Below are 22,429 nucleotides of genomic sequence, written 5' to 3' on the forward strand. Positions count from 1 at the left end.
ACGACGAGCCGAGATCCTCATCCAGGCCTGCAGCGATCAGAGGCCGTATTCCATCGACCGGAGGACACTGGCACCGGACCACGAGCCCTCGTCCTCGGAGCGGACGGCCTTCTCAGCATCGAGCCCGTCGAGCACGCGTTCGACCGACGACTCCAGAAGCAACGCCGCGTCGCTGAGTTCGACGGGCCCGGCCAGCCGAGCCGCGCGCACGGCGACGAGGCGTTCGCGCAGTTCCGCCACATCGATCTCCACCCGCGCAACGTAACGCCCCACGAAGCGATTGCACAAGGGGCTCAGCCATGCTGACAGGGCAACGATGACCGATGCGCCCAGCAGAGCGGCTCCCCGCGGGGACAACCGCGGGAAGCTGTCGCGGAGCATCGCGGCCGCCTCATCACGGTCCCCGGTCGACCTGTCCCACGTCCTCACCATCAGGTACCCCCGATCGTTGCGACCAGCCTTCCACCACCGGTCCGTCGTCCCACACGGTCTGCGCGCGATCCTCGTCCCCGTATTCGAGGCGGCGCCACACCGACTCCTCCGACCCGCTGGGCTCCTCCGAGTCGCTGGGCTCGGCGACACTGCTCTCCGCCATGATCCGCCTCCTGATGTCCCTCATCGAGTGCGCGCGAACGCGCATGTAGAGCGTTCGGAGCCCTAGCCGGGGAGGGTTGCTCTCAGCCAGAGAACGCAGCACTGTCGAGGGGGAAGGGAGATCCTGAACGGGGAAGATGTTGTACGGACCACACGTGGCGGTGGAGTTCGACGACCGGATCCTCGCCCATCTGCAGGTGGTGATCGCGGCGAAGCTGCGGAGAGGTGAGTCGACGCTCTTCAGCTGGCGTGACAGCCTCGACTCCGGAGACGGCCGCACCACCGTGTGGCTTCACCCACTGATGGACATCGCGTTCAAGTACTACGGCCATCGCAAGCCGACCATCAACACCGCCTGGATCGACGCACTCATGCTCGAAGCCAACAAGCCCAGCGGGCTGCAGCTCGTCGAGGAACCCGGTACACCCGAAGGAGTGCCCCGAGGGCACCACAATCCCATCAGCGCGTCCGGCCAGCCCGCCCACTAGCAGCAGCTTCAATGCTCAGCTGACCGATCTCATCGTCTCCGCTCGGCGGGAGCCCACGTCGCCGTCGGATGCCTCGGCGTCGAAGGTGGAGCACCGTCCTCGGGAACGTCGTCCTCTGCCGGGCCCGGCAGGACCAGGGGTACATGCAGGGCGGGCCTGCCCGCAGCGATCCAGGCGAGATACGCCGCATAGGGGTCATCCACAGGATCGGCGAGCGGGACAGTGACAGCACGCCAGCGACGCCATGGCCACCTCGTAGAGGTGGCCATGCGTCCCCGCTGCTGCGTCATGCCTACGTTCTAGACACGATCCAGCCTGAACCATCTGGGCTTGACAGCTGGCCGCGCTGAGACGACGCGCAGCCCCGACAGCTGGGCGTCGCCTGTCGAGATCGGTCCCAGGCGAGGCTGAGCAAGGACCTACGAGCGGAGGGTGTCCGACGGGTTCTCGCCGTAGCGCGCACGGTAGGCGGCGGCGAACCGGGGCAGGTGCGTGAACCCGGCGGCGCGGGCGAGGGCCGCGACGCGATCGTCGTCGGTGGGGTCACCGGCGAGGAGCGCAGCGCGGGCGCGTTCGAGGCGCACCTGTCGCAGATACCCGGTCGGGGAGACGCCGAGCTGGTCTCGGAAGGCGTGCTGGAGTCCGCTGACCGACAGACGAGCCGCGGCCGCGATCTGGGCGACGGAGAGGGGTTCGTGGGCGTGCTCGAAGAAGGTCTCCAGCGCCTCGACGGCCTGGTCGGTGTCGGTGAGGTCAACGTGCGCGAGATGCACGACCGCTCCCGCTCGCTCCGCTGGCGCTGATGGGGTTGTGATGCCCGACCGGGGCCTCTTCGCTCTCCCCTGGCTCGGCGACCAGCTGCAATCCGCCGGGTTTGTTCGCTTCCAGCATGAGCGCGTCGATCCACACGCTGTTGATCGTCGGCTTGCGGTGGCCGTAGTACTTGAAGACGACGTCGGAGCGCGGCTGCACCCAGACCGTGGTGCGACCGTCTCCGGCGTCGATGCTGTCGCGCCAGCTGAACAGGAAGGACTCGCCCCTGCGGATCTTCGCCGTGATGACGACCTGCAGGTGAGCCAAGGTCCGGTCGTCGAACTCGACCGCGACGTGCGGCCCGCACAAGAGCTTCCCCATCACCCGCCTCGTTCCTTTTGATCCACTGTGGCGCGGAGAGCGGCTCATCACAACGGGAACAGGATGCTTCTTCTGCCGAGAGCCCTCGACCGGACCGCATCGACGCCGGACTGCCGCGGGGGCGGCGGCGTCAGGGTTCCGGTATGAGTTGGAGCTCCCCGCTGGCGGCGCCGACCATCATCTGATCGATCCACGCCCGATTCAGTGCAGGACGACGGCCGCCCAGGAACGAGAACTCCAGAGGAATGGCGGGGGAGATCCAGATCGAGGCCCTGCCACGACCCTCGCTGACTGCCTTGTCCCACGAGAACGCGAACGACTCGCCCCGGCGCAGCTTGGAGAGCATCACGACCTGCAGGTGCGCCAGATCGCGGTCCTCGATCTCCACCGCGCGCTGGTGCGGACCATACAGGAGCTTGCCCATAGCGCCTATGATCGCAGGCCCGTGCACCGCCCCGTGCCATCGCAGCGGCGGGTTCTCGCGACGGGGTCAGCGTGAGCGTGACGGATCAGGGTCGGGTTCGTCGCCGATCCGCAGGTCCCCGCGGGCCGCACCCGCGTTGAGGTCCTGCAACCACCGATTGTTCATCGACGGCGTCGGAATCGAGTCGAACTGGAACTGCAACGGAATCGAGGGATGCACCCACACCGTCGCCCTGGTGCCGTCATCTGGTGCCGCCCAGGAGAAGGTGAAGGACTCGTTCCGACGCAGCTTGGCGACGATGACCAGCTGCACATGGGTGAGTGCTCGGTCCTCGATCTCGATCTGCCGCTCCTGCGGGCCGTAGAGGATCCGGCCCATCAGACGACCCGATCCTCGCCGAGGATGACGTCCAACGCTGCCGGAGGGCTGTTGTCGGGACCGGTGTGCCCAGGAACGACGACGCTGACCGCGGTGCGCTTCAGGGTCGCCGTGGTCAGGTGGTCGATGATGTCCGCGGCCTCAGGATCGGGGACCTCCGACACACTCGGACGCGACGACAGCGGGATCCCCGGACCGAGCACGAGAGAGATCGACCCCTCGCCCTCACCCGGCTCGTACGTGGGGACCGTGACCAGGATGCCGTGATCGATGCTGCGCAAAGATGCGGAGAAGGTCATCAGCGCATCCGCCACGGCATCAGGGGTGGTGAACACCTCCGTGCCGTACTTCACACTCTTCATATCCAGACTCTCCCATGAACGAACCCGAGAGACGAGGAGCACCAGAGACGACCCGCGCGGGAGTCTCGGGGAGGGGCTTCGGTCGTCGATAGAGTGAGCACGACCGCGCACGGGGTGCGGCGCGACGGGGGACGGGTGCGATGGGTCACGCCTACGCGGATGCCAGGACGAGCAGCGGGCGAACGGATGACCGGAGAGGCGCGACGCTGCGCCGGAAGGCGATCGGGCTGACGAGCGGCCTCGTGGTCGCGGCATCCCTGTTCGCGTTCCCCGCCGTCGCCCAAGCCGACCCGGCCGATCCGACCGGCATCGCCGATGGTGGAGTCTCGTCGGGCCTCGCACGCCTCGCGGCGTCGGGTGCGACCCCGGGCACACCCGAGGCCTCCCGTGCCGCCGGCCTGCCCGCCGAGGGTCCGGGCTCGCTCGCGGTCGACGGCAGCGGACGCGTGATCGTGGAGCTGCGGTTCGAGTCGTTCGAGGCACAGCGCGCGGCGATCCCCGCCATTCAGGGTCTCGTCGAGGTGCGCTCGGTGGGCGTCAGCGCCCCCGCCGTCTCGGTCTACGCCACACCCGATCTGTTCGACGACGCGGCCGCCCTGCCCGGGGTCGTCTCGCTCGAACCGGGTCTGCTCTCCAAGCACGCGTCGAGCACCGCCCTGCCCACGCAGCTCGGCGCTGCCCTGGGGTTCTCGGGCGACCCCGACCTCACGGGCGCGAGCTGCCGATCGACCCCCGTCAACACGGCGGCACCCCTCGGCGTCGACACGGTGCAGGCGGAGTACGGCCTCGACGGCACGGGTCTCACGGTCGGCGTGATCTCCGACTCCTACGACCTCGGCGGCGACAAGGTGGCGACGGACGCCGCGGAGGACGTGCTGGCTGGCGCCCTCCCCGGGCCGGGCAACCCCTGCGGCTACACGACGCCGGTCGGTCCGATCCTCGAGGACAACGCGACCATGTTCACCGACGAGGGACGCGCGATGGCCCAGGTCGTGCACGGCATCGCCCCCGGGGCGCGACTCATGTTCGCCACCGAGGGGGCCACACAGACCGAGTTCGCCGACAACATCCAGACGCTCGTCGACAATGGCGCGGACGTCATCGTCGACGACGTGGTGCAGTACACCGAGCCGTGGTTCCAGCAGGGGGTCGTCGCGCAGAAGATCGCCGACATCCGTGCCGAAGGCGTGCTCTACGTCGCCGCCGCCCAGAACGAGGGCAGCATCGGCTACCTCGGGGCCGGCACGGACGACATCGCGCCCACAGGGTCGTGGGAGTCGGCCGAGTACCGTCCCGGCGACTGCTTCGCCGGGATCGGCGCGATGATGGACACGGCCCTGGGCACCACGGGCACCGAGGTCGACTGCATGGACTTCGGGCCTGCGGGCGCACCGGCGAAGGGCCTCCCGGTGACGCTCGAGACCGCCGCCACGTTCGCACTGATGACGCAGTGGGCCGAGCCCGTCGACGGTCGATCGACCGTGATCGTGCCGTTCCTGCTCGATGCCGCCGGCGCACCCCTGCCGCTGTCCACGGATAGCGGGACCTTCGACGACAGGACACCGGCGTCGTACGTCGCGTACACCGCCACGACCGACCCCACGGTCCAGACCGTCCTCGGCGACTACACGCTCGTGCTGGCGCGCGCGAAGAACGTGGGCGAACCCGGCACCCCGCGCGTCAAGGTCATCTTCACGGTCGACACCGGCGGCGTGCAGCGCCTGCCCTACGCTCGCGGCGAGTGGCGCGACGACGTCGTCATCGGCCCGGCGGTGTTCGCGCACCCGGCGGACCCCGCCGTGCTCACGAGCGGAGCGGCACCGGCATTCAACCCCGAGCGCATGGAGAACTACTCGGGCACCGGTCCGGCAACGTACTACTTCGGCCCGGTCGACGCGCTGACGAGCCGACCGGCGGAGCGTCTGCTCGAGCCGCGCGTGCTCGTCAAGCCCGATCTCATCGGGGTCGACTACGTGCGCACGACGTTCTTCGAGAGCTACTACTCCGGCAGCACGGTCATCCCCGACGGCTACTACTTCCCCGGCACGTCGGCCGCCGCTCCCGGCGTCGCCGCCGTGGCCGCACTCGCGATGCAGTACTCCCCGCAGTCGACAGCCGAGCAGGTTCGCGAGGCGCTCGTCTCGACGGCGGTCCCGATGCCGGAGCAGCCGTTCGACTACGGCGTCTCCGACGCCAACGTCTGGGGTTCGGGACGTGTGTTTGCGCCCGCGGCGATCGCGGCGCTGCCTCCAGCACCTGCGCCGGCTCCGGTGCCCGCCGCTGCAGCCAGCACGCGCCTCGCCGACACGGGGCTGAGCGCCGGAGGGGCTCCCGGCGGTGTCGCGTTCCTCGCCCTGCTGCTGCTCGCCGGTGGCGCGCTGGTGTCGTTCCGCTCTGCCCGTCGCGCCGCCGCAGCCAGAGGCACGCGCGGCTGAGCGCCGCCCCTGCGATGGCGAGCGCGGTGACGCACTCGCCATCGCGACTGCCCAGGGTGTCAGGAGAGGGCGGGCAGCTGGCCTGAGATGACCAGGTCGGCGCGGGCGGCGGTGGCCTCGATGAGGAGGGCGTTGCGACCGTCGACGTTGTGCGCCCAGTCGACCGCCGCCTCGTGACTGCGGCCGCCGAGCTCATGGCGGGCGACGAGGCGGCGCTCACGCTCCGAGACGGGAGTCTCGCAGAACCACGCTTCGTCGAGGAGTCCCTTCACCCGCGACCACGGCTCGACGTCGGCGAGGAGGTAGTTGCCCTCGACGATGACGAGCCTGGTCTCCGGCTCGACTGCATGCTCGCCGGCGATGGGCTCCTCCACCCGGCGATCGAAGCTCGGCGCGTAGACGGTGTGACCCGTCTCCTCCCGGAGCCGCGAGAGCAGCGACACGAACCCCCAGCCGTCGAACGTGTCGATGGCGCCCTTCCGGTCGAGCCGGCCCAGCCCGCGGAGGGTCGACTCCGCGAGATGGTATCCGTCCATCGGGAGCGGCGCGGCGAACGCGGCTGCACCCTGCAGGTCGTTGACGTGCCGCGCCAGCGCCGCGGCGAGCGTCGACTTGCCCGCTCCAGGGCTTCCCGCGATCCCCAACACGGCACGGCCGCCGCCCGCCGGCACGAGCGCCAAGGCGCGCTCGGCCAGCGAGTCGAGGGTGAGCGCTGCGGACGGCGCCTCAGGCTCCGGCACGCGTGCCCTCGATCATCGTCTTCAGGTAGGCGTTCGAGTGGGCGGCCAGCGCCGGGCCGTCGTTCCAGAGGTTCCGCCACACGGCCAGGTCGTTCGACAGGGTGGGCGAGACCACGGCCGACGAGAACGACTCGAAGGTGATCGGGCCGCTGTACCCGATGTCGGCGAGCGCGTGGAAGAACGAGGTGAAGTCGAGGTGCCCCGAGCCGAGGTAGCCGCGGTGGTTCTCGCCGATGTGCACGTAGCCGAGCCGGTCGCCCACGAGGTGCACGGGCCGGACGAAGTCGTCCTCCTCGATGTTCATGTGGTACGTGTCGAGGTGGATCACGACGTTGTCGGCGCCGATGTCGTCGGCGAGGTCCAACGCCTGCGCAGCGGTGTTGATGACGTTGGTCTCGTAGCGGTTGCAGATCTCGAGCCCGAGCGTCATGTCGAGCTTCGCCGCTTCCGCTGAGAGGTCCTTCAGCACGGTGACGACGTTGGCACGCCCGGCCGAGCTGAGGGGGCGGCCGTACTTCCCGAGAGCGCTGTAGAGCGCGCCGGTGAAGTGCCTGCCGCCCAGGCGGTGGGTGATGTCGAGCGAGTCGTGAAGCAGCTTCGCTCCGCGCTCGACCACCGCGGGGTCGTCGCTCGACACGTCGGCGTCGAAGGCGAGACCGCGCGAGCAGACGATCCCGAGACCGGCCGCCTCGAGCGAGGCGCGGGCCGAATCGACGTCGAGGTTCGGTGAGTCGTGCAGTGAGAGCTCGAGCAGATCGAAGCCCGCCTTCTTGGTCTCGGCGACCATGAGGTCGATCTCGGCCGGCGTGGTGCCGCCCGCGAACACGAGAGCATGCACTCCGAGGGGGTTCATGGACATGGGTGTCTCCTTCTTGGATGAAGCTGCGGATTCGGCACTCAGGCCGCGAGGTCGGATGCGGTGGTCACGCGGGCGGGGTCGGACGCGGCGCCGACCGCCGCCTCCGCCAGGTCGAGCTGCAGGCGGAGGAACCGCGCGGCCGAAGCGGCCACGGCATCCGGATCGCTCCAGAGGCTCCGCCACAGCCCGATCTCGGCGGCGGTGCGCGCTCCGGTCACGGCGGGGGTGAACGACTCGAACGTCAGCGGTCCCCGGTACCCGGCGAGCACCAGCGCCCGGGCGAACCCCGCCCAGTCGATGCTGCCCGTCCCGAGCTCGCCCCGATGGTTCTCGGCGGCGTGGATGTAGGCGAGCCTGTCGCCCGCATCCGCCACCGCCTGGGCCTGCGACGTCTCCTCGACGTTCGCGTGGTAGGTGTCGATGTGCAGGAGTGCCGTCGGGAGGTCGAGCTCCTCGAGGAAGCGACGGGTGTCGGCCGCGGTGTTCAGCAGGTTGCTCTCATAGCGATTGACGTACTCGACGCCGATCCGCACGTCGGCCTCTACCGCACGGGAGGCGACGCGGCGCAGCACCTCGAGCGAGCGCTGACGCCCCGATCCGTCGTCAGCCTCGGTGAACTTCGTCATCGCGCTGAACGTCACGCCGCCGACGTAGGGAGCGCCCACCTCCTCGGCGAGTCGCACGGCCTCGGTCAGGCGGCGCTCGCCCTCGGCACGGACGCCCTCATCGGCACTCGAGACGTCGCTCGCGGTGTCGAGGGCGAGTGAGACGACCCGATCGAGGCCTCTCCGGTCCAGTCCACGCGCGATGCTGGACGCGTCGGCGAGGGCCTCGGGTGAGGACGGCAGCTCGAGCAGGTCGAAGCCGGCCCCGGCGCACCCGTCGGCCGCCCTCGCGAACGCCTCGGTGGAGTAGCCCGCCATCCAGATGCCGGCGTGGGCGCCGAGCGGGCGGACGCGCCGTGCGGCAGCGAGCCGGAACGGGATCCGCGGCTCGCTCATGTCAGGCCGCCTTCGCGCCCGTGATGAGCGCGACGAGCTCGTCGCCGTCGGTCTCCTCCGTGCGCCGCTCGGCGACGGCGAGCCCGGCCCGCATCACCCAGACGTGATCGGAGAGGCGCATGACCTGGTCGAAGTTGTGGCTGATGAGGAGGACGGCGACCCCGGCATCCCGCAAGGTGGTGATGACGTTCTCGACGCGCGCGGTCTCCTGCACGCCGAGCGCCGCGGTGGGCTCGTCCATGATGACGATCTTCGAGCCCCACCCCGCCGCGCGGGCGATGGCGACGGCCTGGCGCTGACCGCCGGAGAGACGCCGCACCTTGCTCGTGACGGGCGGCACGTTGACCGCGAGGCCCTGGAGCATCTCCTCGGCGGTCTTCCGCATCAGCTTGCGATCGAGGGTGCGGAAGGGGCCGAGACCGTGGGTCTTCTCACGGCCGAGGAAGAAGTTCTGCCACACCGCGAGGTCCTCGACGAGCGCGAGGTTCTGGTGCACGGTCTCGATGCCCTGCTGCCTCGCCGCGTTCGGCGACTCGAAGTGGACGACCTCGCCGTCGAGCACGATCTCGCCCGAGTCGGGGCGGTGGATGCCGGAGAGGCAGCGCACCATGGTCGACTTGCCGGCGCCGTTGTCGCCGATGAGCGCGGTGATCTCGCCCCGACGCATCGTCATCGACGCCCCGCGGAGCGCGTGCACGCCCCCGAAGGACTTCGTGATGTCTGTCGCGGTGAGGATGAAGTCGGTCGCCGGGGTCGAACCGGTGAAGGGAGCGATGTCGGGGCGGGAGTTGTACTTGTCGATCATTTCTTCTGGAACCTCGTGAGCAGGGCGGCGAGGACGACGACGAGTCCGACCGCGAGCGGCTGGTAGAACTGCGAGACGCCGAGCAGCGTCAGTCCATTGGTCAGGGCGGTGAGGAGCAGGGCGCCGATGATCGGGCCGACGATCTTCGCCTTGCCGCCGGTCAGGCTCACGCCGCCGAGGACGACCGCGGCGATCGAGTTGAGGAGGTACTGCGTGTTGATCGCAGGCTCTGCGGCGCCGACGCGGGCCACGAGGAGGATCGCGGCCACGCCTGCCAGGCCCGCGCTGATCAGGTACACGGCCATCCGGATGCGCGTGGAGCTGATGCCGTTCGCCCTCGCGCTATCCTCGTTGCCGCCCACGGCCTGCACGTGGAGGCCGAACCGGGTACGGAACATGAAGAACCAGGCGAGGACGCCGAGGATCGCGGCGAGGATGATCGGGTAGCCGAAGATCCAGACGGAGCCCGAGGTGAGCGTGAGGAGCTCGACGCTCGTGACGGTGATCGGCTTGCCGTTCGAGACGATGAGGGCGAGACCCGTCGCCACGGAGAGCGTCCCCAGGGTCGCGATGAAGTCCGTGACCTTGCCCGTGGCGATCAGGAGTCCGTTGATCAGGCCGATGAGCAACCCGGTCAGGATGGCGACGACCGCGGAGAGCCAGAACCCGAGACCCGCGGTGTAGGCCAGGCCGAAGCCGACGGCGCCGAGCGTCATCGTCGCGGAGATCGAGAGGTCGATCCCGCCGGTGGTGATGACGAACGACTGCCCGATGGCGAGGATCACGAGGATCGCCGCGGCGACGAGCATCGCCTTGATGTTCCCGAGGGTGAGGAAGGTCGGGCTGAGGATCGCGAACACGATCACCAGGACGACGAGCCCGATGGGGGCGGCGTTCTCGGCCCAGAAGCTCAGCTGCTTCAGCTGCCCTCCGAACGATCGCATGCCGCCTGCGGGGCGGACCTGCTGGGTGTTGGTCATGGTGGTCACGTCCTGGACTGCTCTCTAACTGGACTCGCGTCCCTGGATCTGGATGCGGCACCCGCCAGGCGGGCGCCGCATCACCGGCTACTTGGAGAGGAGACCCTCGAGCGGGTTCTCGAAGGGGGCGAAGGGCTGGGGGAAGGCGCTGATCGCCTGATCGGCCTCGGCGGAGGTCACGAGAGCGGTGGGCGACTCGATGTCCTTCGGGAGGTCGCCGCCGGCGACCGCCACCTGGCAGGCCTGGAGGCCCAGCTCGCCGATCGCGTAGGGGTACTGGGCGACGGTCGCGGTGAGCCCGCCCGCCTTGACCGACTCGAGCGCGTCCTTGTTGCCGTCGACGCTCACGACCGTGATCTTGCCGGTGAGGCCTGCGTTCTCGACGGCCTTGACGATGCCGAGCCCCATGTCGTCGTTCGCGGCGAAGAAGGCGGAGATGTCGGGGTTCGCGGCGATGATGTCGGTGGCCTGGGTGAGGGCGACCTCGCGCTTCCAGTCGGCCGCCGACTCCTGGATGACGTCGAGCTTGTCGCCCGCAGCGGCCTTGAACCCGTCGACGCGAGCCGCGCTCGTGACGTCGCCCGCGATGCCGCCGATGATGGCGACCTTGGCGCCGGCCGGGACCTTGCTGACCACGAAGTCGCCGGCCTTGCCGCCCGCCGCCTCGTTGTCGGTGCCGATGTAGGTCGCGGGGGTGATGTTGGCGGCGGCAGCCGCATCCGCGTCGATGGGCTGGTCGATGTTGACGATCGGCTTGCCCGCTGCGGCGATGGGGGCGAGCGCCTGGACGAGGTTGGAGCCCGAGATGGGGTTCACCACGAAGCAGCCGAAGTCCTGCCCTGCGAGGGCGGTGAGCTTGTCGGCCTGACCGGTGGTGTCGCCGATGTCGGCGGCGGCCTGGATGGTGACCGAGACGCCGTCGGCGTCTGCGGTGTCCTGGATGCCGGACTGCATCGCCTGGAAGAAGGGGTTGTCGAGGCCCTTGATGACGGCCGCGACGTTGGACGAGCCCGAGCCGTCCGACCCGGAGCCGGAACCGGCGCAGCCGGCGAGCAGGAGTGCGAGTGCGCCCAGCGGGAGGGCGATGCGCGTCACGCGCTTCAATGATGCGTCGTTGCTGAACATTGTGATCCTTGACAGGTCAGGGCACTACCGCGTGCCGTCTCACACGAAGCTATCGCCACTTTTGTGTTTAAGCAAACCAAAAGTGCCGCAGGTTTCCTTCATCACATGTCTAGAATGGAGGAACTTCCCCCTCGACAGCGACGGAGCCCTGCGTACAGTGAAGGACGTGCGAACACATATCGGCGAGGTCCTCGCCCTGTTCCGCGAGCATCGTGAGCTCTCGCGCACCGACGTGATCGATCTCTCCGGGCTGTCCCGATCCACCGTCAACCAGCGCCTCGCCGCTCTCGAGGCCTCGGGACTCATCGAGCAGATCGGCGGCGGCGAGTCGACGGGCGGTCGACCGTCCAGTCGCTTCGTCTTCAACGCGGATCGCGCGCGGCTCCTCACCGCCGACGTCGGCGCGACCGGACTGGTCGCCGCGGTCTGCGACCTGAGCGGCACGCCCGTGCGCTGGGTGTCCCGCCGCGTCGACGTCTGGGAGGGGCCGGATGCGGTGCTGTCGGTCGTCGACGACGCCTTCGACGAGCTGCTCCAGGGCGAGGACGTGTGGGGAGTCGGGATCGGCGTGCCCGGTCCCGTCGACTTCGCCGCAGGCGAGGTCGTGAACCCGCCCATCATGACCGGGTGGGACAGGTTCGACATCCGAGGCTGGTTCGCCCGGTTCGGCGTGCCGGTCATGGTGGAGAACGACGCCAACGCGCGGGCCGTCGCCGAGGCGCACCAGCGTCATGTCGACGATCTCATCAGCCTCAAGGTGGGTACGGGCATCGGGTCGGGACTGGTGTTCAACGGCCAGATCATCCGAGGCGGCGAGGGAGCGGCGGGCGACATAGGACACACCGCGGCGGTGGCCTCCGGCGACGGCGAGCCGCTGGCCTGCCGGTGCGGCAACGCCGGATGCGTCGAGGCCTACGCGGGTGGCTGGGCCATCCTGCGGGACCTCGCCGCGGCCGGGGTGGAGGCCGAGCACGTCTCGGACGTCGTGGCCCTGGTCCGTCGCGGGGAGGGCACGGCCGTGAGGCTGGTGCGCCAGGCCGGCCGTGTGCTCGGCGACGCCGTGGCCGACCTCGTGAGCATCCTCAACCCCCGCACGATCGTGCTCAGCGGCCAGCTCGCCGAGTGCGAGGAGGTCCTTCTCTCGGGCGTCCGCGAGCGTGTCTACCAGCGGTCGCAGCCGCTCGCGACACGCCACCTCTCGATCACGGTCTCGGAGCTCGGCGAGGTCGCCGGCGTCGCCGGGCTGGCGCTGACGACGAGCGAGCGCCTGCTCGGCACCGACGACATCGACACCCTCATCGACCGCCTCGGCGTCTCCGACGGGCTCGCCACGGGCTGAGCGCCACGGGTCGAGATGCCGTCCAGCGGCGCCGCGTCGATGCGAGTCCGCGGATCCAGCGCCACCATCGAGCTGGGGGGGATGCGCTCAGCCGGCGGTGACGAGCAGCCGTCCGCCGTCGACGACGAGGCACTGCCCCGTCACGAAGGATGCCTCCTCACTGGCGAGGTAGCGGTAGGCGGCGGCGATGTCGGCCGGCCTGCCGACGCGGCGGACCGGCTGACGCAGGGCGGTGTTCTGCACGCCGGTGGAGCCGAGTGAGTTGACCCCGTCGAGGGTCTGCGGCGTCTCGATGATGCCGGGCGCGATCGCGTTGACGGTGATCCCGTCGGGTCCCACCTCGCCCGCCAGCGACCGCACGATGCCGAGGATCCCGGACTTCGCGGCCGAGTAGTGGATGTGCTCCGGCCACGCCTCGTAGGGGCCCGCCGTCGAGCTGGTGGCGAGGAGCCGGCCGTATCCCGCCGCCCGCATCACGGGCAGCGCCGCCCGGAACAGCCGCCAGACACCCAGCAGGTCGACCTCGAGGAGGTCTCGCCAGGTGTCGTCATCGAGCTCCTCCGAGGGGACGCGTCGAGCGATGGCCGCGTTGGCGATCGCGATGTCCAGACGGCCGAACTCGTCCACGGCGATCTGCACGAGCGCCTCCACGTCCGCAGTGGAACGGACATCCGTGGGACGGACGATCGCGCGTCCGCCGGCAGCCTCGACGTCGGCGAGCACACCGGCCACGTCGTGCCCGTCAGGCTCGTAGGCAGCGAGGACGAGCGAGGCGCCGCCCTCGGCGAAGCGGCGCGCGGTCTCTGCGCCGATGCCGGATGCGGCTCCGGTGATGATGGCGACGCGGCCGGTGAGTTCGAACATCGAGGACCTCTCGTGGAAGGGGAGTGAGGGGAGGAAGCGGGGACGGCGCTCAGTACGCCGTCCAGCCGCCGTCGACGGCCAGGACATGACCGCTGACGAAGGTGCAGTCGTCCGATCCGAGGAACAGGATGGCGCCCGCGACGTCCTCGGGCCGGCCGAGCCGCGGAAACGGCGTCCGCTTCAGGGAGAACGCGGTCGCGGCGTCGACCGTGCCGTCAGCGAGGTACTCGCGCTCGCCTGGGTGGGTCCCGGTGAGGATGCGCCCGGGCGCCACGGCGTTCACGATCACGCCGTCCGCGGCGAAGTCGACGGCGAGCTGGCGGGTGAGGTGGGCGACCCCCGCCTTGGCGACGGCGTAGGTCACCGCCTCGGGCGGAGCGGTGAGGCCGAGCTGCGACGACACGTTCACGATCCTGCCGCGCACCTCGCGGATCGGCTCCTGCTCACGCATGACCCGCACCGCTGCACGGCACATCAGGAACTGCGACCTGACGTTGATGGCCATGTCCTCGTCCCACTTCTCGTCGGTGGTCTCGAGCAGCGGCGCGAGTCCGAAGATCCCGGCGTTGTTGACGACGAGATCGAGACGGCCCGAGATCTCCGCCGCCGTCCCCACCAGCGACTCGACGTCCTCCGTGCGGCGCACGTCGGCGCGGACGAAGGTCGCGCGCCCTCCCCCCGCCTGGATGGTCTCGGCGGTAGGCCGCTCCTCGGGGAGCGCCTCGCGCGGCTCGCTGCGGACGTCGCTGACGACGACATGGGCGCCCTCCGCGGCGAGCCGGAGCGCCGTGGCGCGTCCGATGCCGGACGCCGCCCCGGTCACTATCGCGACGCGATCCGCCAGGCGCGACCCGATGACCGCGAAGTCGGCCTGGCTCATCGCAGACCGCCACCGATGATCTCCGAGGCGGCGAGGCCGCCGACGCGGTGGTGCACACGGGGTCCGGTCGCGACGGCGACGACGACGAGGAGCTCATCCGGGCGAGGCACGTCGGGCGAGGAGATCGCGATGGAGTCGTAGTGCGAGCGCACGTAGAGCGCATCCTTGTGCGCCAGCGGCACATCGAGCGCGGCACCCGCGGACGCGGTCTTCGTGGCGGACGAGATCCAGGCCTCGCCACCGCCGACGGCATCGCGGAAGGCGTCACCGAAGACGGTGGTGACGCAGGCGACCAGGTGCTCCTGCTCGCCGGCGAGTCCGGCGATGCCGCCCTTGCCGTAGCTCTCGACCGGCCGCCCGCCCAGCAGGTTGACTGCCCGTCGGCCCAGCTCGGTGCCGAGCTCGGCGCTGGGATCGGTGAGGGCCGACAGGTCGGCCACCTGCCGGCCGGCGAACGGGTTCGCGATCACGACTCCCACAGCCGCCTTGATCAGCGGCGGGTCGAGGGGGTCGCCGCCGTCGTGGTGGATCTCCTCCACGGTGCTGACCCACTTGCGGATGCGGTACGCGGTGCTCATGCGGTGTCCTTCTCGGTTCTGGTGCGGTGAAGCGATGTGTCTGGGCTCACGGGAGCCGAGGTGCTCAGCGGGTGAAGGCCTCGACCATGCGGTCGGGGAAGGTCCCCTCGGTGACGAGCGCGATACGGCAATCGCCGTCCGGCTGGTCGGGGAAGCCCTTCCACCGGCCGCGGGTGTCGCAGATGGTGGCGCCTCGTCCTGGCCCGTCCGTGCAGTCGACGACCACGCCGAGGAGCGGGAAGACGGAGGGCACCACCTCGCCGGTGAGGATCGCGGCGGCGAGGGCGTCGTGACAGGGTGAGCTGCGACGGCCGTAGGAGTCGACCCCGTAACCGTCGAAGTAGAACTCGGTCGTGGCCGCGACGAAGTCGGCCACCGGATTGCCCGCGGCTCGGAGTCGGGCGATGTGCTCTTCGGTGACGACCTCGGTCATGGTCACGTCGAGCGGGACGAGCACGACGGGCCAGTCCGCCGTGAGCACCTGCTGCGCCGCCTCGGGGTCGTGGATGATGTTCGCCTCCGCAGCCGGCGACTGGTTGCCCGCCACGTCGGCGGCGCCCCCCATGACGACGAGATCGACGACCCGATCGGTGAGATCGGCGATCCGGGTGAGCGCGTGGGCGAGGTTCGTCAACGGTGCCAGTGCGAGGATCCGCAACGACCCGGCGTGCTCGAGCGAGAGACGGTCGATCAGTTCGACCGCGGTGGCCTCGACGGGTGAGGTGGAGATCTCCATCGGCAGTCCGGAGTCGCCGAGCCCGTCCGAGCCGTGGACGTGCGTGGCCAGATAGGTGACCTCACCGACGAGGGGCTTCTCAGCACCGACCGCGACCGGGATGTCCTGACGGCCGACCAGTTCGAGCACGCGCAGGGTGTTGTGCGCGCAGCGGGAGGCGGTGTTGTTGCCGAAGACGGTCGTGATGCCGACGATCTCGATGTCGTCGCGACGGAGAAGGTACAGCAGTGCCATCGCGTCATCGACACCGGTGTCGCAATCGACGAGGACGGGGGTTCGCTGGGTCATCTCAGCCTCTCGGGATGATGGCGGGCAGGAAGGACGTATCGGACACGTCGAAGCGGTTGCGGCGGAACTCCCGTATCGACCGGAATGCGAGCGCGACGATCGTGGCGATGTAGGGCAGCGAGTGCAGCAGCTGCTGGTCGATGATCCCGGCGCCCTGCAGCTGGATGCTGAGGGCGGTCGCGATGCCGAAGAGCACCGAGGCGAGGATGGTCCAGCCCGGCATCGCCCGGCCGAAGATGACCGCGGCGAACGCGATGAAGCCGAGTCCGCCGGTGAGCTCGGAGTTGAACGAGGCGACCGAGCTCATCGACAGGTAGGTGCCGCCGATGCCGGCCGCGGCACCGCTGACGAGGAGCGCCGAGGTGCGGATGAGCGTGGGTCTGAGACCCGCCGCCTCGGCGGCCTCCTCCGACTCGCCCACCGCCTTGACGTGGACGCCCCAGCGGGTTCGGTTCATCGTGATGATGCTCGCCACGACGGCGGCGATGGCGAGGTAGAAGAGCACGCTCTGCCCGTCCACCGCGCGACCGAGGACGGGGATCTCGGCGAGCGGGCCGAGGGGGATGCGCGGCAGGAGGGTGACCCCGCCCGGAGCGTAGGTGCCGGTCGACTGGAGCACGTTCTGCACCACCAGGAGGGTGATGCCCGTGGCGAGGAGGTTCGCCGCGATACCCGCGATGAGGATGTCGCACCGCAGCACGAATGCCGCGAAGGCCAGCAGCGCGGCGTAGGCCATGCCGGCGACGACGCCGCCGACGAGCCCGAGCCAGGGCGATCCGGTGGTCGCGCCGACGGCGATGGCCGCGAGCGCGGAGATGAGCATCGTGCCGTCCAGCGCGATGTTGGTCGCCCTGGCGCGTTCGGCGAACATCCCCCCGAGCGCGGTGACGATGATCGGGATCGTGCTGCTGAAGGCGAGCGAGAGGAAGTCTCCGACGACGTTCACGCCGCACCTCCTCGGGATCCGATGCGCTGACTGGTGATGAGCAGGATGAGGATGCCCTGGAGCACGAACACCAGCGAGAACGGCACGTCCGAGACCGACTGCATCGCGGTCGCCCCGGTGATGAGAGTCGCGTAGAGCGCGGCGGCGACCAGGATGCCCAGCGGACGCAGTCGCCCGATCAGCGCGACGGTGATCCCGAGGAATCCGTACTGGGGTGAGAAGCCCTCGATGTAGGAGTGCGAGATGCCGAGGATCGCGAGCCCTCCCGCGAATCCGGCGAGTGCCCCGGAGAGCAGCATCGAGTTGCGCAGGAACGACACCGACCGGATGCCGAGATACTCGGCGAACGCGGGCTGGAGACCCGAGACCTCACCGCGCTTGCCCGACCGGGTGCGGTCGAACCAGATCCAGAGCGCGACCGCGATGAGGATCACGATCACGATGCCGATGTTGGCCTGCGACGGCGGGAGTATGCGGGCCAGCCACACGGACTCGTCCAGCGGCGGGGTCTCGACTGCGCCGGAGGTGGTGTCGCGGAAGAAGTTGTTCACCATGAACAGTGCGATGTCGGCGGCGATGTAGTTGGCCATCAAGGTCGTGAGGATCTCGTTCGTCCGCCATCTCACCCTGAGCACCGTGGGGATGAGGATCCACAGCGCGCCGGCCGCAGCCGCCGCGAGGAGGGCCACGATCTGCGCCAGGATGCCGCCGGTGGGGAACGACCCGGCGACGACCGCTGCCGTGAGCCCGCCCAGCACGAGCTGTCCCTCGGTCCCGATGTTGAAGGCGCCGGCACGGAAGCCGACCGTCGAGGCGAATGCGGTGCAGGCCAGGATCGTGGCGATGGCCAGCATCGTCCCGATCGAGTAGGGATTGCGGAACGTGCCGAGCACGAAGGCCTGGAACGCCACGAACGGCTCGTCGGCGACGACGAGGATGATGACGAAGCAGATCGCGACGCCGATCAGCACGGCGACGATCGACTGGCGGAGGCCCAGAGGGACGACGCGGCGCGCGGTCGCGGTCAGGAACAGCGGAGCCTTGCGCTTCGCTCCCTCGACGTCCGCCTCCGACGACGTGGTGGGGGTGCTCATTCCTCTCCTCCCAGCATGGCGCGGCCGACCTCGGACTCGGTGGGGCGCCGATCGGCGAACTCGGCGACGATGCGCCCGGAGGAGATGACGAGGACGCGGTCGGCGATCTGGGTGACCTCCTCGATCTCGCTGGACACCAGGAGCACCCCCGCGCCGAGATCCCGTTGTTCCACCAGTCGCGCACGGACCGCCGCAGTGGCGGCGATGTCGAGGCCTCGGGTGGGCTCGGCGCAGACCACGATGCTCGGACGCCGCGACAGTTCGCGGGCGAGCACCATCTTCTGCGCGTTGCCGCCGGAGAGCCGTCTGGCGAGCTGCCTGGGCGTCCTGGCCCGCACGTCGTACTCCTTCATGAGACGCTGGGCGAGTGCCGCCATCCGCGTTCCGCTGATCAGCCGTCCGCCCACGTCGTCGGTGTCGAGATAGCCGATCGCGATGTTGTCCTGCACCGACCAGTACCCGGCCATGCCGCGACCCTGGCGATCCTCGGGCACGTGACCGAGGCCGGCGGCCCTGACCTTGCCCGGATGCTTCCCGGTGGTGTCGGTGCCGTTGACCACCACGGCACCGGCGCCCGGACGACGCAGTCCCGTCACCGCCTCGACGAGCTCGGTCTGACCGTTGCCTGCGATCCCGAGCACGCCCACGATCTCTCCGGCCCGCACGTCGAAGGAGACGCCGTTGACGACGTCGACGCCGCGCGAGTCGCGGACATGGAGGCCGTCGACGCTGAGGCGGACCTCGCCGGGCGTCCCGCGCTCGACCTCGGAGTGCACCTCCTGCTCCTTGCCGATGATGAGGGCGGCGAGCTCGGCGTTGGTCACCGCACCGATCTCGGAGTGCGCGACGCGGGACCCCATCCGCAGCACTGTCACCTCGTCGGCGACCCGACGCACCTCGGAGAGGTGGTGGCTGATCAGGATGACGGCGAGCCCGCGGTCGGCGAAGCCCCGCACGACCTCGAAGAACCGCTCGGTCTCGGCGGGTGTGAGTACGGCGGTGGGCTCGTCGAGCACGAGGATGCGGACGTCCTGGGCGAGCGCGCGGAGGATCTCGACGCGCTGCTGGGCGCCGACGGAGAGGGACCTGACGCGGTCGTGGGGCTTGACGTCGAGACCGTACTCGCGAGAGAGCCGCTCGACGGTCTCGATGGTGGCCTTGGTGTCGACGAAGGGGCCGTGGTGCGGCTCACGTCCGAGGGCGACGTTCTGGGCGACGGTGAGCGAGGGGACCAGCTTGAAGTGCTGGTGCACCATGCCGATGCCGAGCTCGAGGGCCCGCTTCGGCGAGGTGACCTCGACGATCTGTCCATCGATCTCGACGCTGCCGCCGTCGGGCCGCAGCAGTCCGAAGAGGCAGTTCATCAGGGTCGACTTGCCCGCACCGTTCTCGCCCAGCAGAGCGTGGATGCGGCCCGCCCGGATCTCGAGGTCGACGTGGTCGACCGCGGTCATCGATCCGAAGGTCTTGACGATCCCCTTCATCGAGAGGAGTGGTGTGTCCATGGTGTGTCGTGTTCTCCGATCGCGACCGGGTCGGGGCGCCAGGCGGGTCTGTGACCTGGCGCCCCCGGGGGTCAGAGGGCCGTGTCGACCGTGATCGTCCCGTCGATGACCTGCTGTTTGAGGTCGTCGACCTTCTTCTGGATGTCGGCGGGAACGAGCGCGTCGTTGAAGGCGATGCCCACACCGTCGTTGGCGATGTTCCCGGTGATCGTCGTGCCCATCTCCAGCTTGCCGTCCACGAAGGACTGGATCGCGTCGTACACGGTGTTGTCGACCGACTTGATCGCGCTCGCCGGAGTGGAGTCCGGGTGGAGGTCGTTCTGGTTCGAGTCGGTGCCGATCGCGTAGCGTCCGCTGTCCTCACCTGCCTGCAGCACGCCCAGGCCCGCCGCGCCCGCCACCTGGTAGACCACGTCGGCGCCGTCGTTGAACTGCGCCATCGCGATGTCGTAGCCCTTCTGCGCGCTGGCGAAGTCGTTGATGAAGCGGACGTCGACCGTGATGCTCGGGTCGATCGCCTTCGCACCCTGCGTGAAGCCGGTGATGAAGTCCTGGATCACCGGGATGTCCATGCCGCCTGCCACGCCGATCTTGTGGCTGCCGGTTGCGCGGGGGAACACATCGGGGTTGTCGGTGACGAGCGCAGCGAGGGCGCCGACGAGGAACGCCCCCTCGTTCTGCGCGTAGCTGATGCCGGTGACGTTCGGCCCGACGCTCTCCGAGTCGAAGATGAGGTACTTCTGGTCCGGGAACTGCGCGGCGACCTTCTCGAGCGTGGAGGCCATGACGGTGCCGCCGGTGACGATGAGGTTGTTCTCGCCGCTGGCGGACGCCTCCGTCAGGTTGCGCTCCCAGGCGGGTGCGTCGTCGGCGCCGGCCTCGATGACCTTGACCTTGACACCGAGGTCGTCGGCGGCCTTCGTCAGGCCTGCGTTCGCGGAGTCCATGAAGCTCTTGTCACCGAGCTGACCGCTCAGCGGGGCCGCGATGGTGATGTCGGAGCCGGCCGCGCCGGTGGAGTCCGAGGTGCTCGGCGTGCTGCTGCACGCGCCGAGGACCAGGGCGGAGGTCGCGGCGAGCGCTGCCGCCGCGACGAGTGCTGTGCGTCTCATGATGCTGGTTCTCCTTCTGGGGCATGGTTCTGGTGAATGGTGGGGGTGTTCTCGGGTCGTGCGTCAGCGGAGTCGAGGGGATGGCGGACGAGGAAGTCGTTGATCAGCTCGGCGATCAGCGGGGCCGCCTCGATGTGGAGGTAGTGGCGGAGTCCGGGTACCACGACGAGGTCCGCCGCAGGAAGCCGGTCGTGGATGGCGTGCGACATCCGCGGTGTGGAGCCGCGGTCGTCCTCTCCGGTCACGAGGAGGACGGGGCAGCGGATGCCGTCGACGCTGTCGATGAGGTCCGTGGTCGCGAGCACCTCGTACGCCGCCGCGTACGGGCCGGGCTCGTTGGCGGCGACGATCGTAGTCTCGGCGCTCACGAGCTCGGGGTGCTCGTCACGGAAGCCCTGGGTGAACCAGCGCTCGGCGCTGCTCGCCGCGATCTGCTCGAGGTCTCCCGTCCGGATGACCTCCAGACGCTCGAGCGCTCGCTCCTGCTCCGCCTCGGTGCGGTCGGCGATCGAGTTGAGGAGGACCAGCGAGGCGACCGCGTCAGGGGCGGCGAGAGCGAGCGCCTGCCCGAAGACCGCGCCGATCGAGAAGCCGACGAGATGGAAGCGTCGAATGCCGAGCTCGGCCGTGAGGCGGAGCAGATCGGCGACGAAGTCCTCCACGCGGTACGGAGGCTCGGGCTTGGCGGAGTCGCCGTGCCCGCGGTAGTCCGGCATCAGCAGCGCGTATCGCTCGTCGACGAGGGGAGCCAGCTCCGCCCAGGTCGCCGACGAGCTCCCGACGCCGTGAAGGAGTACGACCACCTCGGCCGCGGCGTCGGTGGACGGGCGGAGCCGGTAGGCGATCTCCGGGGCGCTCTCTGTGACGGAGAGGCTTGGGAGAGGGCTGTGATGTGCTCGCTGTTGCATGGTAGGACCGATTATGTGGACCGGTGCCGAGAGTGTCAACTGCGAAATTCGCTGCCCCAGATTTGGGAAATATGCCGGAAATCTGGCGACCACACTTCGCTTTCATGCATGCAACAGAGTTTCTTGACACGACCGGCGGCTGGAACCTACGGTCTGTACCATGCAAGAGAAGGAACCCCGGGCGCCGAGTATCCAGACGCGGGTGACCGACGGGGTCCGGGCGTTGATCATCGACGGCACCCTCTCCTCCGGGGCCGCCCTCTCCGAGGTGGCTCTCGCTGATGACTTCGGCGTCAGCCGGACGCCCGTGCGGGAGGCGCTGAAGCAACTGCAGACGGAGGGGCTCGTCGTCATCCGACCTCGGGTCGGGACGTTCGTCACCACCCCGTCACGCCGCGAGATCACGGAGCTCTTCCAGTTGAAGGAGCTGCTCGAGGGCGCAGCCGCGCGCCTGCTCGCGGTGCGAGGGACCGTGCCCGAGCTCGAGCTCCTTCGCGAGAACGTGCGCCGGGCCGACGAGGCCGTGCTCGCCGGGGACGTCGACGGCTACGCCGCCCTCGTCCATGAGTTCCACACGCTCATCATCGAGGGCGCCGACAACGACAAGCTGGCGCAGCACTACCGGATGATGATGAACCAGCTCGCGTACACGCGACTGGTCCAGACCTCGCTGTCCAAGCCCGGCCGACTGGTCGAGAGCGAGACGGAACACCATCATGTCCTCGACATCATCCTGTCGAAGGACGGCACCACCGCGGAGCGCGTCATGCGCGAGCACGTCCGGGCCAGCCAGCAGGCGCTGCTGGAGTCAATGACGTTCCCCAACGAACGTCGGCCCTGACGATCGACCACGC

Annotated in this window: 26 protein-coding genes; 4 read left to right on the forward strand and 22 right to left on the reverse strand. The window is 69.5% G+C overall.

Annotated features, from left to right (window positions below):
• Positions 1 to 36: 36 nt before the first annotated feature.
• Together IEX69_RS11070 and IEX69_RS11075 are read right to left on the reverse strand one after the other, a co-directional pair.
• A complete protein-coding gene (locus IEX69_RS11070) occupies positions 37 to 381 on the reverse strand; it encodes a hypothetical protein (RefSeq protein ID WP_157127331.1) in 345 nt (114 codons plus the stop codon).
• A 13-nt stretch (positions 382 to 394) separates the two neighbouring features.
• Positions 395 to 595 carry a hypothetical protein gene (locus IEX69_RS11075; RefSeq protein WP_157127332.1) on the reverse strand — a complete coding sequence of 67 codons (201 nt, stop codon included), beginning with the start codon at positions 593 to 595 and terminating at the stop codon, positions 395 to 397.
• Between the two features lie 136 nt (positions 596 to 731).
• On the opposite strand from IEX69_RS11075, the gene IEX69_RS11080 reads away from it, so the two are divergent.
• On the forward strand, positions 732 to 1,082 hold the full coding sequence (locus IEX69_RS11080; RefSeq protein ID WP_085021037.1) for a DUF7882 family protein: 351 nt from the start codon (positions 732 to 734) through the stop codon (positions 1,080 to 1,082).
• Positions 1,083 to 1,501: 419 nt separating this feature from the next.
• Here the strand turns inward: IEX69_RS11080 and IEX69_RS11085 are convergent, their stop codons facing one another.
• From IEX69_RS11085 to IEX69_RS11105, 5 genes are all read right to left on the reverse strand, one after another.
• Positions 1,502 to 1,855, reverse strand: coding sequence for a helix-turn-helix transcriptional regulator (locus IEX69_RS11085; protein WP_174604549.1), 354 nt, complete (start codon positions 1,853 to 1,855; stop codon positions 1,502 to 1,504).
• Entirely contained in the window at positions 1,836 to 2,216 is a 381-nt protein-coding gene (locus IEX69_RS11090) for a DUF7882 family protein (protein WP_085021039.1), read from the reverse strand. Before IEX69_RS11090 ends, IEX69_RS11085 begins: the two co-directional genes overlap by 20 nt.
• 130 nt (positions 2,217 to 2,346) lie before the next feature.
• Positions 2,347 to 2,640 carry a DUF7882 family protein gene (locus IEX69_RS11095; RefSeq protein ID WP_085021040.1) on the reverse strand — a complete coding sequence of 98 codons (294 nt, stop codon included), beginning with the start codon at positions 2,638 to 2,640 and terminating at the stop codon, positions 2,347 to 2,349.
• 66 nt (positions 2,641 to 2,706) lie between these two features.
• The gene (locus IEX69_RS11100; RefSeq protein ID WP_085021041.1) at positions 2,707 to 3,018 is read right to left on the reverse strand and encodes a DUF7882 family protein; all 312 of its coding nucleotides are present in this window, start codon (positions 3,016 to 3,018) and stop codon (positions 2,707 to 2,709) included.
• The gene (locus tag IEX69_RS11105; RefSeq protein ID WP_157127335.1) at positions 3,018 to 3,380 is read right to left on the reverse strand and encodes a hypothetical protein; all 363 of its coding nucleotides are present in this window, start codon (positions 3,378 to 3,380) and stop codon (positions 3,018 to 3,020) included. Before IEX69_RS11105 ends, IEX69_RS11100 begins: the two co-directional genes overlap by 1 nt.
• Positions 3,381 to 3,520: 140 nt before the next feature.
• Here IEX69_RS11105 and IEX69_RS11110 point away from each other — a divergent pair, with 140 nt between their 5' ends.
• The gene (locus IEX69_RS11110; RefSeq protein WP_085021043.1) at positions 3,521 to 5,815 is read left to right on the forward strand and encodes a S8 family serine peptidase; all 2,295 of its coding nucleotides are present in this window, start codon (positions 3,521 to 3,523) and stop codon (positions 5,813 to 5,815) included.
• 59 nt (positions 5,816 to 5,874) lie between these two features.
• On the opposite strand, the gene IEX69_RS11115 is transcribed toward IEX69_RS11110, so the two are convergent.
• The 6 genes from IEX69_RS11115 to IEX69_RS11140 all read right to left on the reverse strand — a co-directional run bounded on the left by IEX69_RS11115 (position 5,875) and on the right by IEX69_RS11140 (position 11,325).
• Positions 5,875 to 6,555, reverse strand: a complete 681-nt coding sequence (locus tag IEX69_RS11115; protein ID WP_085021044.1) for a nucleoside/nucleotide kinase family protein — start codon at positions 6,553 to 6,555, stop codon at positions 5,875 to 5,877.
• Positions 6,542 to 7,414 (reverse strand): sugar phosphate isomerase/epimerase family protein, encoded by an 873-nt coding sequence (locus tag IEX69_RS11120; protein ID WP_217348644.1) that lies wholly within the window; start codon positions 7,412 to 7,414, stop codon positions 6,542 to 6,544. The genes IEX69_RS11115 and IEX69_RS11120 overlap by 14 nt, the downstream gene beginning before the upstream one ends.
• A 38-nt stretch (positions 7,415 to 7,452) precedes the next feature.
• Positions 7,453 to 8,415, reverse strand: a complete 963-nt coding sequence (locus tag IEX69_RS11125; RefSeq protein ID WP_085021045.1) for a sugar phosphate isomerase/epimerase family protein — start codon at positions 8,413 to 8,415, stop codon at positions 7,453 to 7,455.
• 1 nt (position 8,416) lies between these two features.
• Positions 8,417 to 9,220 (reverse strand): ATP-binding cassette domain-containing protein, encoded by an 804-nt coding sequence (locus IEX69_RS11130; protein ID WP_085021046.1) that lies wholly within the window; start codon positions 9,218 to 9,220, stop codon positions 8,417 to 8,419.
• Positions 9,217 to 10,200, reverse strand: a complete 984-nt coding sequence (locus IEX69_RS11135) for an ABC transporter permease (RefSeq protein ID WP_229756425.1) — start codon at positions 10,198 to 10,200, stop codon at positions 9,217 to 9,219. The genes IEX69_RS11130 and IEX69_RS11135 overlap by 4 nt, the downstream gene beginning before the upstream one ends.
• An 87-nt stretch (positions 10,201 to 10,287) precedes the next feature.
• Complete coding sequence (locus IEX69_RS11140; RefSeq protein WP_157127337.1) at positions 10,288 to 11,325, reverse strand: substrate-binding domain-containing protein; 1,038 nt, start codon at positions 11,323 to 11,325, stop codon at positions 10,288 to 10,290.
• Positions 11,326 to 11,491: 166 nt separating this feature from the next.
• Here IEX69_RS11140 and IEX69_RS11145 point away from each other — a divergent pair, with 166 nt between their 5' ends.
• Entirely contained in the window at positions 11,492 to 12,664 is a 1,173-nt protein-coding gene (locus IEX69_RS11145; RefSeq protein ID WP_174604551.1) for an ROK family transcriptional regulator, read from the forward strand.
• An 87-nt stretch (positions 12,665 to 12,751) separates the two neighbouring features.
• Here IEX69_RS11145 and IEX69_RS11150 read toward each other — a convergent pair whose 3' ends face one another.
• The 9 genes from IEX69_RS11150 to IEX69_RS11190 form a co-directional block, all read right to left on the reverse strand.
• On the reverse strand, positions 12,752 to 13,528 hold the full coding sequence (locus IEX69_RS11150; protein WP_085021048.1) for an SDR family NAD(P)-dependent oxidoreductase: 777 nt from the start codon (positions 13,526 to 13,528) through the stop codon (positions 12,752 to 12,754).
• 49 nt (positions 13,529 to 13,577) lie between these two features.
• Complete coding sequence (locus IEX69_RS11155; RefSeq protein WP_085021049.1) at positions 13,578 to 14,408, reverse strand: SDR family NAD(P)-dependent oxidoreductase; 831 nt, start codon at positions 14,406 to 14,408, stop codon at positions 13,578 to 13,580.
• Complete coding sequence (locus IEX69_RS11160) at positions 14,405 to 14,986, reverse strand: amino acid synthesis family protein (RefSeq protein ID WP_085021050.1); 582 nt, start codon at positions 14,984 to 14,986, stop codon at positions 14,405 to 14,407. Before IEX69_RS11160 ends, IEX69_RS11155 begins: the two co-directional genes overlap by 4 nt.
• A 64-nt stretch (positions 14,987 to 15,050) precedes the next feature.
• Positions 15,051 to 16,010 (reverse strand): nucleoside hydrolase, encoded by a 960-nt coding sequence (locus tag IEX69_RS11165; RefSeq protein WP_085021051.1) that lies wholly within the window; start codon positions 16,008 to 16,010, stop codon positions 15,051 to 15,053.
• Position 16,011: 1 nt separating this feature from the next.
• The gene (locus IEX69_RS11170; protein ID WP_085021052.1) at positions 16,012 to 16,956 is read right to left on the reverse strand and encodes an ABC transporter permease; all 945 of its coding nucleotides are present in this window, start codon (positions 16,954 to 16,956) and stop codon (positions 16,012 to 16,014) included.
• A complete protein-coding gene (locus IEX69_RS11175) occupies positions 16,953 to 18,050 on the reverse strand; it encodes an ABC transporter permease (RefSeq protein ID WP_085021053.1) in 1,098 nt (365 codons plus the stop codon). Before IEX69_RS11175 ends, IEX69_RS11170 begins: the two co-directional genes overlap by 4 nt.
• Positions 18,047 to 19,555, reverse strand: a complete 1,509-nt coding sequence (locus IEX69_RS11180) for an ABC transporter ATP-binding protein (protein ID WP_085021054.1) — start codon at positions 19,553 to 19,555, stop codon at positions 18,047 to 18,049. Before IEX69_RS11180 ends, IEX69_RS11175 begins: the two co-directional genes overlap by 4 nt.
• Positions 19,556 to 19,626: 71 nt before the next feature.
• Positions 19,627 to 20,667 carry a BMP family lipoprotein gene (locus tag IEX69_RS11185; protein WP_085021055.1) on the reverse strand — a complete coding sequence of 347 codons (1,041 nt, stop codon included), beginning with the start codon at positions 20,665 to 20,667 and terminating at the stop codon, positions 19,627 to 19,629.
• On the reverse strand, positions 20,664 to 21,575 hold the full coding sequence (locus IEX69_RS11190) for an alpha/beta fold hydrolase (protein WP_085021056.1): 912 nt from the start codon (positions 21,573 to 21,575) through the stop codon (positions 20,664 to 20,666). The genes IEX69_RS11185 and IEX69_RS11190 overlap by 4 nt, the downstream gene beginning before the upstream one ends.
• Positions 21,576 to 21,777: 202 nt before the next feature.
• Here IEX69_RS11190 and IEX69_RS11195 point away from each other — a divergent pair, with 202 nt between their 5' ends.
• Complete coding sequence (locus tag IEX69_RS11195; RefSeq protein WP_229756312.1) at positions 21,778 to 22,416, forward strand: GntR family transcriptional regulator; 639 nt, start codon at positions 21,778 to 21,780, stop codon at positions 22,414 to 22,416.
• The last annotated feature ends 13 nt before the right edge of the window (positions 22,417 to 22,429 follow it).

The organism is Cnuibacter physcomitrellae, from assembly GCF_014640535.1.
Taxonomy (GTDB): Bacteria; Actinomycetota; Actinomycetes; order Actinomycetales; family Microbacteriaceae; genus Cnuibacter; species Cnuibacter physcomitrellae.